9 protein-coding genes are annotated in these 10,515 nt (G+C 71.1%); 6 read left to right on the top strand and 3 right to left on the bottom strand.

All coding sequences use genetic code 11. The features are described from left to right. Positions 1-216: 216 nt before the first annotated feature. Positions 217-822 carry a superoxide dismutase family protein gene (locus E4V01_RS20890; RefSeq protein ID WP_135299675.1) on the bottom strand — a complete coding sequence of 202 codons (606 nt, stop codon included), beginning with the start codon at positions 820-822 and terminating at the stop codon, positions 217-219. Between the two features lie 359 nt (positions 823-1,181). Between E4V01_RS20890 and E4V01_RS20885 the strand changes: the two genes are divergently transcribed. Together E4V01_RS20885 and E4V01_RS20880 are read left to right on the top strand one after the other, a co-directional pair. Beyond that, entirely contained in the window at positions 1,182-1,928 is a 747-nt protein-coding gene (locus E4V01_RS20885) for a TlyA family RNA methyltransferase (protein ID WP_135299673.1), read from the top strand. Positions 1,929-1,932: 4 nt separating this feature from the next. Next, positions 1,933-3,216 carry a class I SAM-dependent RNA methyltransferase gene (locus E4V01_RS20880; RefSeq protein WP_193763258.1) on the top strand — a complete coding sequence of 428 codons (1,284 nt, stop codon included), beginning with the start codon at positions 1,933-1,935 and terminating at the stop codon, positions 3,214-3,216. 74 nt (positions 3,217-3,290) lie between these two features. On the opposite strand, the gene E4V01_RS20875 is transcribed toward E4V01_RS20880, so the two are convergent. After that, a complete protein-coding gene (locus tag E4V01_RS20875) occupies positions 3,291-4,535 on the bottom strand; it encodes a DUF563 domain-containing protein (RefSeq protein WP_135299671.1) in 1,245 nt (414 codons plus the stop codon). A gap of 315 nt (positions 4,536-4,850) precedes the next feature. Here E4V01_RS20875 and E4V01_RS20870 point away from each other — a divergent pair, with 315 nt between their 5' ends. Continuing rightward, a complete protein-coding gene (locus E4V01_RS20870; protein WP_135299670.1) occupies positions 4,851-5,846 on the top strand; it encodes a hypothetical protein in 996 nt (331 codons plus the stop codon). Between the two features lie 12 nt (positions 5,847-5,858). On the opposite strand, the gene E4V01_RS20865 is transcribed toward E4V01_RS20870, so the two are convergent. Beyond that, positions 5,859-6,590, bottom strand: coding sequence for an SOS response-associated peptidase (locus E4V01_RS20865; RefSeq protein ID WP_060771532.1), 732 nt, complete (start codon positions 6,588-6,590; stop codon positions 5,859-5,861). A 199-nt stretch (positions 6,591-6,789) separates the two neighbouring features. On the opposite strand from E4V01_RS20865, the gene E4V01_RS20860 reads away from it, so the two are divergent. From E4V01_RS20860 to ada, 3 genes are all read left to right on the top strand, one after another. Next, on the top strand, positions 6,790-8,010 hold the full coding sequence (locus E4V01_RS20860) for a GNAT family N-acetyltransferase (protein WP_135299669.1): 1,221 nt from the start codon (positions 6,790-6,792) through the stop codon (positions 8,008-8,010). After that, a complete protein-coding gene (locus E4V01_RS20855) occupies positions 8,007-9,176 on the top strand; it encodes a M20 aminoacylase family protein (RefSeq protein ID WP_135299668.1) in 1,170 nt (389 codons plus the stop codon). The genes E4V01_RS20860 and E4V01_RS20855 overlap by 4 nt, the downstream gene beginning before the upstream one ends. A 250-nt stretch (positions 9,177-9,426) precedes the next feature. Next, positions 9,427-10,512, top strand: coding sequence for a bifunctional DNA-binding transcriptional regulator/O6-methylguanine-DNA methyltransferase Ada (gene ada, locus E4V01_RS20845; protein ID WP_135299666.1), 1,086 nt, complete (start codon positions 9,427-9,429; stop codon positions 10,510-10,512). Positions 10,513-10,515 lie beyond the last annotated feature (3 nt).

The raw sequence follows: 10,515 nt of genomic DNA, 5'->3' as shown, positions 1-10,515 counted from the left end.
CCGCACGCTGACGCTGCCGGACAGCTACCAGGATCACGACAAGCCGGAGAAGATGTACGCCGAGGCCGGGCTCGATGCCGACGGCATCCTCAAGGCCGTCCGTGCCGCCCTGCCGGAGAAGGCGGCGCAGCGCGAAGGCAGCGTGGTGAGCCTGAAGCGGTAACCTCCGACAACACCCTCCCCCCCGAAGAGGGGGGGAGGGCACAGCGGGGCGCGTTACTTGATGACCGCGCAGCCGATGCGCGCGCCCGCGCCGCCGATGGGCTGGCTCGTGTGGTCGTCCTCGTTGGCATGGATGATCAGCGCCGAGCCGTCGCCGTCGCGCAGGCCGCCCTCGCCGGTCAGCGGGGTCTCGCTCGACACTTCCGCGTTCACCGAGCCGTCGGCGTTGGCGTAGACGTTGGGAAGGTCGCCCTCGTCCGGGCCGTCCGGGTTGAGCAGGCCGTGCTTGCTCTGGTCGTGGTTCACGTGGGCCTTCGACTTCTCGAACTTCTCCGTGTCCGAGCAGTCGCCGACGGCGTGGAAATGGATGCCGTGCCAGCCCGGAGGCAGGCCGCCCGGCTGGATCGACAGCCGCATGACGAGGGAGTTCGCCCCGTCGCGGATCATGATCTTGCCGATGGTGTCACCCTTGCCGTTGGTGATCGCGCTCTCGTAGGTCTGCGGCGCGCCGGCACTCTCCGTCTTGGCGGGGGCCGGCTCCTTCGGAGCCTCCTTGGCATCCTGCGCGAAGGCGGACCCGGCAAGGCCGGCGAGCAGGGCCGCGGCCAAAGGGAGGGCGACCGGTATACGGCGGATGGCAGGCGTCGTGGCCCCTCGCATGATGGCACCTCTCATGAACTGACTCACTCCGTTGCTGCAGCCCGGCGGTTCCGCCCGGCATTCCGCCACCGCTTGAGGCGCTGCGCAATCCGGGCTACCCGGCAAAAGCGGATTTCGCATCGCCCTTTTCGGGCGAGCCGGCACGCACCGTCTCAGGCGATGCTGTAGGTAACGCGAAGCGGCGCGTTCCGACAGGGGACGGGCCGATCCGTCTCGATCACGTGAGCATCGTCCCGAAAGGCGGCCACCGGCTTTTGGAAAAGAACGATGCACCATCAAAATTCGAGATCCTCCCCCAGGATCGGCTATTGGGAACGAGGATCCCGGGCACGGCGGAGAGATTTTCGGAAGGGAGACCGATGACGGGCGAGCGGCTCCGGGCCGACCGGTTCCTGGTCGAGCGCGGACATTTCCGCAGCCGGGCACAGGCGCGGGCGGCGATCGAGGCCGGGCTCGTCAGCGCCGACGGCCGCCTCGTCACGCGCCCCTCGGATCTGGTCGAGGCCGGCGCCCGGATCGAGGCCTCGGCCCCCCATCCTTACGTCTCCCGCGGCGGCCTCAAGCTCGCCGCGGCGCTCGATGCCTTCGGCCTCGACCCCACGGGCCTGCCTTGCCTCGATGTCGGCGCCTCGACCGGCGGCTTCACCGACGTGCTGTTGCGGCGCGGCGCCGCGCATATCCACGCGGTCGATGTCGGCCGCGACCAGCTCGACGCCGCCCTGCGCGCCGACCCACGGGTGACCAGCCTGGAGGGCACCGATATCCGCGCCCTCTCTCCGGGTGCGCTTCAGCCCGCGCCGCAGCTTGCCACCATCGATGTGAGCTTCATCGGCCTGCGCCTCGTCCTGCCGGCTGTGGCGGCGCAGCTTACCGACGAGGCCGCCATCGCCGCGCTGATCAAGCCGCAATTCGAGGCCGGGCGCGAGCGGGTCGGGCGCGGCGGCATCGTGCGCGATGCCGAGATTCATGCCGAGGTCTGCGAGGGCGTGCGCGCCGTGCTCGTCGGCCTCGGATTCACCGTGTCGGGGCCGATCCCCTCCCCCATCGAGGGTGGCGACGGCAACCGCGAGTTCCTGGTCGCCGCGAGGCGTTCCTCTCATGATTGATCCCATGTCCGACGTAATCGAAGAGACTCTGACCATCGCCCGGCTCGGCGCCCGCGGCGACGGCCTCACGGAGGGCGGTCTGGCGGTGCCCGGCGCCCTGCCCGGCGAGCGCGTGCGGGTGCAGCGCGGTGACCGCATCGGCACGCTGATCGCCGTGGAGGAGGCGTCGCCGGAGCGGATCGCGCCGTTCTGCCCGTATTTCTCGGCCTGCGGCGGCTGCGCCGTGCAGCACCTCGCCCCCACCCCTTACGCGGAGTGGAAGCGCGGCATCGTCGCCGGGGCGCTGGGACAGGCGCGCATCGAGACTACGCTGATGCCACTCCTCGACGCGCAGGGAGAGGGCCGGCGGCGGATCACCCTGCATGTGCGCGAGATCGAGGGCCGGGCGCGGGCCGGGCTGATGGCCGCGCGCAGCCATGCGCTGGTGCCGATCGACCATTGCCCGATCACCGTGCCTAGCCTGCACCGGGCGCCGGCCGTCGCCGAGGCGCTCGCCGCCCCGCTCGGGCACGGCCGCAAGCCGCTCGACATCGCCGCCACCGCCACCGCGACCGGCCTCGACATGGACATCCGCGGCCACGGGCAGGTGAGCGAGGGCGTCCGCGGCGTTCTCACACGGCTCGCCGGCGAACTCGACCTCGCCCGGCTGTCGATCCACGGCGACGTGGTGGTCGAGCGCCGCCCGCCCGCCGTCGGCGAGGGGCCGGCCCGGCGCGTACCCCCGCCCGGCAGCTTCCTTCAGGCGACGCAGGCCGGCGAGGCGACCCTGACCGCCCTGGTGCTGGAGGCCATGGACGAGGGCAAGGCCAAGGTGCGGCGCGTCGGCGACCTGTTCTGCGGCAGCGGTCCCTTCGCCCTGACGCTCGCTGCGGGGGCCCGCGAGGTTCACGCCGCCGACGGCGAGGCCGCGGCGATCACCGCGCTGACCCGCGCCTACCGGGCCGGAGCCGGTTACGCCCGGATCACGGCGGAGGCGCGTGACCTGTTCCGCCGCCCGCTGCTCGGGCCGGAACTCGACGCGCTTGATGCGGTGGTGTTCGACCCGCCCCGCGCCGGGGCCGAGGCGCAGGTGCGCCGGATCGCGGAATCGAAGGTGCCCCTCGTCGTCGGCGTCGCCTGCGATCCCGGCACCTTCGCCCGCGACGCCGCGACCCTGATCGCGGGCGGTTACCGGCTGGAGCGGGTCACGCCGGTCGATCAATTCGCGTGGTCGGCCCATGTCGAGCTGGTCGGCGTGTTCCGCAAGCAGGCGAAGGTCACCGGCCGAACGCTGCGTCGGCCGCGCTGAAACTGAGGGGAGGGAGATCGGGGCGCTGCCCCGAGACCCCGCCAAAGGGGTGACCCCTTTGGGATCCCAGGATCTCAGCGCAGACCTGCAGCCGCAAGGGCTTCGCGCAGGGGCTCGGGGTCGATTGCGAAATCCCGAAGATATTCGGGCGCGTCCGATGGAATCCGGGGGCCGAACACCGCCGCATAATCCTGGCCGCAGGCGGTAGCGATCTCGCCGTAGAACCGGTCCTCCCAGCCCTCCGGCACGAGGTGGATGACCGGCGTGCCGGGCCGGCAGAAGACCGTGTTGGCCATCCCCGCCCCGGCGATGCCGACCACGATCTCGGCGGCCGAGAACCGCACCACCTGCTGCCGCACGCTGGTGAGTTCGGGATCGAACGCCTGGAAGCCGAGGCCGCGCAGCAGGCCGAGCACGGCGTCGCGGTTGGCGAGCCCCCGGCCCCGCCCCGGATGCCGGTCGACGAACAGGCGCCGGCCTCGCCCGGTCAGCGTCCGTAACGCGAACAGCCCGCGCGGCAGCCGCGTCCGCGCCCGCATCTGTCCGGTGAGATAGCGCAGTGCGTGCGGCGACTTGCCCGTGCTCGGCAGGCTGCACGGCGTGGCGTGGTGCAGGCGCGCGAAGCGGTAGGTCTTGTCCCGGTCGAGGAAGCGGATCGAGACCCGATCGCGCAGCAGGAGCTGGATCGAGCGGCGCCGCGCCGCGTCGATATGCGGGAAGTAGGACACCAGCGCGACGGTGATCGGCACCCGCGGATGACGTTTGCGCAGCAGCGCGACCGCGTGCAGCCGGGGCAGGTCGTCGATCAGCCAATGGCCGTAATTGAACGAGCCCGCCGAGTTGAGCAGGAAGACGAGGCCCGCCGTCGCGATGGTCTCGTCCACGTGCAGGAAGCCGGGGCCGGGGCCGGGCACCACGTGCCGCTCCTGCGGCCGGTAGGTCTCGAACAGCACCTGCGGCCGGCCGTCCGCGACATGGAACAGGGCGTTGCCCGCAAGCCGGACATCGCGGGTCTCGCACAGCAGCGTCGGCGGACCCGGCGGGCGCGGCGCCGCGAGCGCGGCCCCCTGCTTCTCGCGGAAGGCGGCAGAACCGCCGAACAGGCGCGGCGGCTCGGGGTCGTGCGCGGGAAAGCCGGGAAACACGGCGCCGACCACTTCGGTGAGCGGGCTCACCCGCTCCCGCAGCCGCTCGAGCAGGGCGGCATCGCCCGCGAACCCGCCGTCGCGGTACAGGTGCCCGGCCTCGCAGGTGAGGACGAGGTTGTCCTCGATCAGCCGGGCATGCGCCGCGGCCTCATCCGCTTGCGTGTCGTTCAAGCCTGCTCCTCGCGGGTTCTGCGGTGAAGCCCGTCCATTCAAGGAATTCGCAACACCGCTCGGGCACCGTCATCATCCCGGAAGCCGGAGGCCGCCTTTCGGGACGATGCCCTAGACCCTTGTCTTTGCATCATCTTTTTCCGAAAGCCGGAGGCCAGCTTTCGGGACGATGCTCTAACATATCGCTGCGGGCGAAGTCCGACGCCTATCTTGCGCGCCCGGCCGCATTTGCCTCGGAGCGGCCGGCGCCTGTAGAGCCACGGCCCGCCCGCGCGTTCGGCACCGGCGAAGACGGTTGAGGAAGGGCGCGACTTCGTGTCGGACACGGTCACCGATCACATTCATGTCGGCAAGGACGGTTGGCTGTTCGTCGTCGCCGGAAGCAACAACGTCATCGCGCAGTTCAACGAGTCGGGCTTCATGGCCCACCAGACCGAACTGTGGCGCCAACGCATCGCCGGCCGTGCGGCGCGGGCGCGTGAACGCGGCATCGCCTACCACCACGTCGTCGTACCGGAAAAGCTCAGCGTCTACGATGGCTTCCTGGACGGGATCGCGGTCGATCACCGCCTCTCCCCCGCCCGCCGCCTGATCCGCGGCCTGCCGCGGCGGCGGTGGTTCTCCCGGTTGAGGGGGCATCTCCGGGAATGGCCGGTCACGCGCATTCTGCGGCAGACCTGCATCGACCTCGTCGAGCCGATGCGGGCGGCCCGCGCGGGTGAAGACCTGTTCTACCGCACCGACAGCCACTGGACCTTCGCCGGCTGCCACCTCGCCTATCGTGAGATCTGCCGCGCGCTGCGGGCCACGCCCTGCCCGGACCTCGCAGAGCGTGGATTCCGCGAGACCGAGATTTCCGGCGATCTCGGAGGCCGGTTCGATCCACCGCGCACCGAACGGACGCGCATCCACGACCTGCAGCGCGATGCCGTGCGCCGCTACGCCAGCCCGATCGTGGCGGCGCGGGAGGCGGCCGGCCGCGCCGACACGCTCCATGTCGGCTCGCACGTGATCTACGCCAACGCCGCCGCCCGCGACCCGCGCCGCCTCGTCCTGTTCGGCGACTCGTACTCGCACTTCGCGCCGCTGATGCTGACCATCATGCTCGCCGAGACCTTCGCCGAGGTGCACTTCGTCTGGAGTACGTCGGTCGATTGGTCCTACGTGGAGCGGGTCCGGCCCGACATCCTGCTCACCGAGATCGCCGAGCGGTTCATGTTCCGCGTGCCCGACGACGCGTTCAACCTCGACGAGTACGCCGCCGAACGGTTCGGGGAGGAGGTGGGCGGGGAAAGCGGCGCGGCAGCTTGAGCGGAAGGCGCGTCAGAACAACTCGCCCTGCGCGATCGCGGCCTTTGCCGGAGCCTTGCGGCTCGCGGGCGGGGCCACCGGTTCGGGAAGCCCGCTATCGTCGTTACGCGCGCTGTTGACCCGCTCGCTCACCGGATCGAGCCGCAGCCATTCGTCCGGGCAGGGCCGGCAGAGGCGGGCCGCTTCGGGCGCGTCCACCGCCGCGTCGAGCCACGGCCCGACCGATTCCGGGGCCAGGATCGCCGGCATCCGCTCGTGGATCGCGCTCAGGGTGCCGTTGGCCGAGCAGGTGATGATCGCCGCCGTATCGACTTCCGAGCCGTCCGCGCCCATCCACGGCTCCCACAGGCCGGCGAACGCCATCGGCGCCCCGTCGGTGCGGCGCACCGCGAACGGCGTCTTCGTCGCGGCCTTGCCGGCCCCCTCGCGGCGCCATTCGTAGAAGCCGTCGGCCAGGAACACGCAGCGGCGGTGGCGCAGCGCCCCGCGGAAGGCCGGCTTCTCGGCCGCCGTCTCGATGCGGGCGTTGAACAGGGTCGGAAAGTCCGACGGATCCTTGAGCCAAGTCGGCCAGAGGCCCCAGCGCATCAGCCGGAAATGCCGCTCGCCGCTCTCGCGCATCACGACGGGCACCGGCTGGGTCGGCGCCACGTTGAAGCGGCCGGGGAAATTCGGCTGCTCGGAATAGCCGTAGAAGGCGCGGTAGACCTCCGGCGGCTGGCCGATGAAGAAGCGTCCGCACATCGACGCGATATGGGCTTTTGGCGGGCGCCGGATCAAGCGCAGCGGGTGCCCGAGTCACAGCGATGATGGTGATCCGGCCCGTCCCCTCAGGATGGGGGTGAGGCCTGGATCGAATCCGTGACGCCGGCCCCGTTTTGTCGCGCCTCGCATTCGTCGAACCGGTATCCACATCCGCGTCCAGGCGCTCTAACTTGGGGCCATGACCACCCCCGCGACGGCGAACGCTCCCGAGCCCGTCCTGCAGGTGCGCGCCGTGCCGGGCATGGCCCGGTTCGATGCCGCCGAATGGGACGCCTGCGCCACCTCCCCCGAGACCCTCGGGGCGGGCGACGAGACCTTCAACCCGTTCACCTGCCACGCCTTCCTCTCGGCGCTGGAGGAAGCGGGCTGCGTGTCCCGCCGCACCGGCTGGCTGCCGCTGCATGTCCGCGTCGAGCGCGAGGGCCGGCTCGTCGGCGCCGCACCCTGCTATCTGAAGTCCCACAGCCAGGGCGAATACGTGTTCGACCACGGCTGGGCCGACGCCTACGAGCGGGCCGGCGGCAGCTATTATCCCAAGCTCCAGGTGAGCGTGCCGTTCACGCCCGTCACGGGGCCGCGCTTCCTCATCGCACCGGGGGAGGATCCCGACACCGCCGCCTCCGCCATCGTCGCGGGGCTGCGCGCCCTGCGGGCCGAGACCGAGGCCTCCTCGATCCACGTCACCTTCGCCCGCGCGCGCGAAGCCGAGCAGGCCGAAGCCCTCGGGATGCTGGCTCGCATCGACCAGCAGTTCCACTGGGAGAACGAGGGCTATGCCGGCTTCGACGATTTTCTCGGGGCGCTCGCCTCGCGCAAGCGTAAGGCGATCAAGCGCGAGCGGCGGGAGGCGCTGAGCCAGGGCATCACGGTCGAGCACAAGACCGGCGCCGACATCTCGGAAGCCGATTGGGACGCCTTCTACGAGTTCTATCAGGACACCAGCGCCCGCAAATGGGGCCGGCCCTACCTCAACCGCGCGTTCTTCTCGCTGATCGGCGCGCGGATGCCCGAGCGCATCCTGCTGGTGATCGCCAAGAACGCGGGCCGGCCGATCGCCGGCGCCATCAACTTCATCGGCGACACGGCGCTCTACGGCCGCAACTGGGGCTGCATCGAGGATCACCCCTTCCTGCATTTCGAGGTCTGCTACTATCAAGCCATCGATTTCGCGATCGCCCGCGGGCTGAAGCGGGTCGAGGCCGGTGCGCAGGGCGAGCACAAGCTCGCCCGCGGCTACCGCCCGGTGCCGATGCATTCGGCCCACGACATCGCCGATCCGGCGCTGGCCCGCGCCGTCGCCGACTATCTCAAGCGGGAGCGCAGCCACGTGAACGCGGCGATTGCCGCGTACGAGGCGATGTCGCCCTTCCGCCGCACCTGCGAGGACACCAGCGAATGAGCCCGCAAACAAGCCCGATCGACCGCATCCGCACCTACGCCGACGAGTTGACCGCCCTGCGGCGCGATCTCCACGCCCATCCCGAGATCGGCTTCGAGGAGGTCCGCACCTCCGGCATCGTCGCCGAGCATCTCGAAAAGTTCGGCATCGAGGTGCACCGGGGGCTGGGCAAGACCGGGGTGGTCGGCGTGCTGCAGGGCCGGCCGGGTGCGCGCCGGATCGGCCTGCGCGCCGACATGGACGCGCTGCCGATCGCCGAGGAGACCAACCTCCCCTACCGCTCCACCGTGCCCGGAAAGATGCATGCCTGCGGGCATGACGGGCACACCACCATGCTGATCGGCGCCGCCCGCTACCTCGCCGAGACCCGCGATTTCGACGGCACGGCCGTGTTCGTGTTCCAGCCGGCGGAGGAAGGGTTGGGCGGGGCCCGCGCGATGATCGCCGACGGCCTGTTCGAGAAATTCCCGGTCGATGAGATCTACGCGATCCACAACGTGCCCCACGGCCCGCACGGCGTGCTGCAGGTTCGGCCCGGTCCGATCATGGCGGCGGCCGATTTCTTCGACATCCGCATCACCGGCCGCGGCGCGCACGCGGCGATGCCGCACCAGGGCATCGACCCGATCGTGATCGCGACGGGGCTGGTCCAGGCGATGCAGTCGATCGTCAGCCGCAACAGCAACCCGCTGAAATCCGCCGTGGTCTCGGTCACGCAGATCCATGCGGGCGCGGCCTACAACGTCATTCCCGAGGGCGCGCATCTCACCGGCACCGTGCGCACCTTCGATGCCGATCTGCGCCGGCTGATCGCCACCCGCATCCGCGAGCTGGCGGCGGGCTTCGCCGCGGCCTACGGCGCCACCATCGAGGTGGATCTGCGCGACGTGTTCTCGGTGCTCGACAATCACCCCGAGCAAGCGGCGGCGGCCGCCGAGATCGCCGCCGAACTGTTCGGAACGGAGAAGGTCGAGGCCAACACCGTGCCGCGCATGGGCAGCGAGGACTTCGCCGACATGGTCGCGGCGGTGCCCGGCGCCTATGCCTGGCTCGGCGCCACGCCGGGCCCGGGCCTGCACAATGCGAGCTTCGATTTCGACGACAGCCTGATCCCGCTCGGCGCGGCCTATCTGGCGCGGATGGTGGAGCGGCGCACGGCGGCATAAGCCATCCGCATTCTTCCGACCCTCCCCCTCATCCTGAGGTGCTGGAGCGAGGCGGAAGCGTCGAAGGATCCTCCAGATCCCGCGCGTTTCCTGGAGCATCCTTCGAGGCCGCTGCGCGGCACCTCAGGATGAGGTGCGGGTCGGAGATCGCTGGAGAGCGAACTCAAAAAACGATTCGGCAGCAAGGGACGGGATGCGTCGGCCGCCTTCTCGCGCAAGGATCGCCGCATCCCTCTTCCCGGAGGCGCCGATGCTCGCCGAACCCGAAATTGTCCCGCCCGACGAGGCGCCCCTCACCGAGGCCGAGATGCGCGCCGCCGTCGCCGCGCGCGATGGCGGCTTCGACGGGCGTTTCGTCTATGCGGTGCGCTCCACCGGGGCCTATTGCCGGCCGAGCTGTCCCTCGCGGGCGGCGCGGCCTGAAAATCTTTCCTTCCATGCCGGACCAGCGGAAGCCGAGGCCGCGGGATTCCGGCCCTGCCGCCGCTGCCGGCCCGACGAAGCGGCCCAGTCCGAGCGGCAGGCGGAGGCCGTGACCCGCGCCTGCCGGCTGATCGAGGCGGCGGAGACGCCGCCCTCCCTCGACGCGCTCGCCCGCGCGGCGTCGTTGAGCCCGTTCCACTTCCACCGGATCTTCAAGGCGGTCACCGGCGTGACGCCGGGGGCCTACGCCGCGGCCCACCGCGCGGCCCGCGCCGCCGACAGTCTCGCCGAGGGCCGAACCGTGACCGAGAGCGTCTACGCGGCGGGCTACGGCGCGCCGAGCCGGTTCTATGCGGGCGGCGCGGAGCGGCTCGGCATGAGCCCGTCGGCCTATCGCAAGGGCGGCGCGGGCGAGCGGATCTTTTTCGCGATCGACGCCTGTGCTCTCGGGCTCGTGCTGGTGGCGGCGACCGTTCGAGGGGTCTGCGCGATCCTGCTCGGCGACGATGCCGACGCGCTCCGACACGACCTGACGGCGCGTTTCCCCAAGGCGGCGATCGTGGCCGGCGACGCGGATTTCGCGGCGACGGTGGCCGAGGTCGTGCGCCTCGTCGCGGCGCCGGGGGGCACCTTCGACCTGCCCCTCGACATTGGCGGCACCGCCTTCCAGCAGCGGGTGTGGCAGGCGCTGCGCCGCATCCCGGTCGGCACCACCGCGACCTATGCCGAGATCGCCCGCGCCATCGGCGAGCCGGCGGCGGTCCGCGCCGTGGCCATGGCCTGCGGCGCCAACGCTTTGGCCGTCGCGATCCCCTGCCACCGGGTGGTGCGCTCGGATGGGGCGCTGTCGGGCTACCGCTGGGGCACGGAACGCAAGTCGGCCCTGCTCGCCCGCGAGGGGGTGAAGCGCTAATCC

It is taken from the genome of Methylorubrum sp. Q1 (assembly GCF_004683995.1).
Taxonomy (GTDB): Bacteria; Pseudomonadota; Alphaproteobacteria; order Rhizobiales; family Beijerinckiaceae; genus Methylobacterium.
The sequence above is the reverse complement of the archived record's forward strand: the minus strand, read 5'-3'. Positions and strand labels throughout refer to the sequence as shown.

Coding starts and splice junctions, on each gene's coding strand:
- E4V01_RS20890 (WP_135299675.1), bottom strand. CDS start 822: ATGCGAGGGGCCACGACGCCTGCCATCCGCCGTATACCGGTCGCCCTC.
- E4V01_RS20885 (WP_135299673.1), top strand. CDS start 1,182: ATGACGGGCGAGCGGCTCCGGGCCGACCGGTTCCTGGTCGAGCGCGGA.
- E4V01_RS20880 (WP_193763258.1), top strand. CDS start 1,933: ATGTCCGACGTAATCGAAGAGACTCTGACCATCGCCCGGCTCGGCGCC.
- E4V01_RS20865 (WP_060771532.1), bottom strand. CDS start 6,590: ATGTGCGGACGCTTCTTCATCGGCCAGCCGCCGGAGGTCTACCGCGCC.
- E4V01_RS20860 (WP_135299669.1), top strand. CDS start 6,790: ATGACCACCCCCGCGACGGCGAACGCTCCCGAGCCCGTCCTGCAGGTG.
- E4V01_RS20855 (WP_135299668.1), top strand. CDS start 8,007: ATGAGCCCGCAAACAAGCCCGATCGACCGCATCCGCACCTACGCCGAC.
- ada (WP_135299666.1), top strand. CDS start 9,427: ATGCTCGCCGAACCCGAAATTGTCCCGCCCGACGAGGCGCCCCTCACC.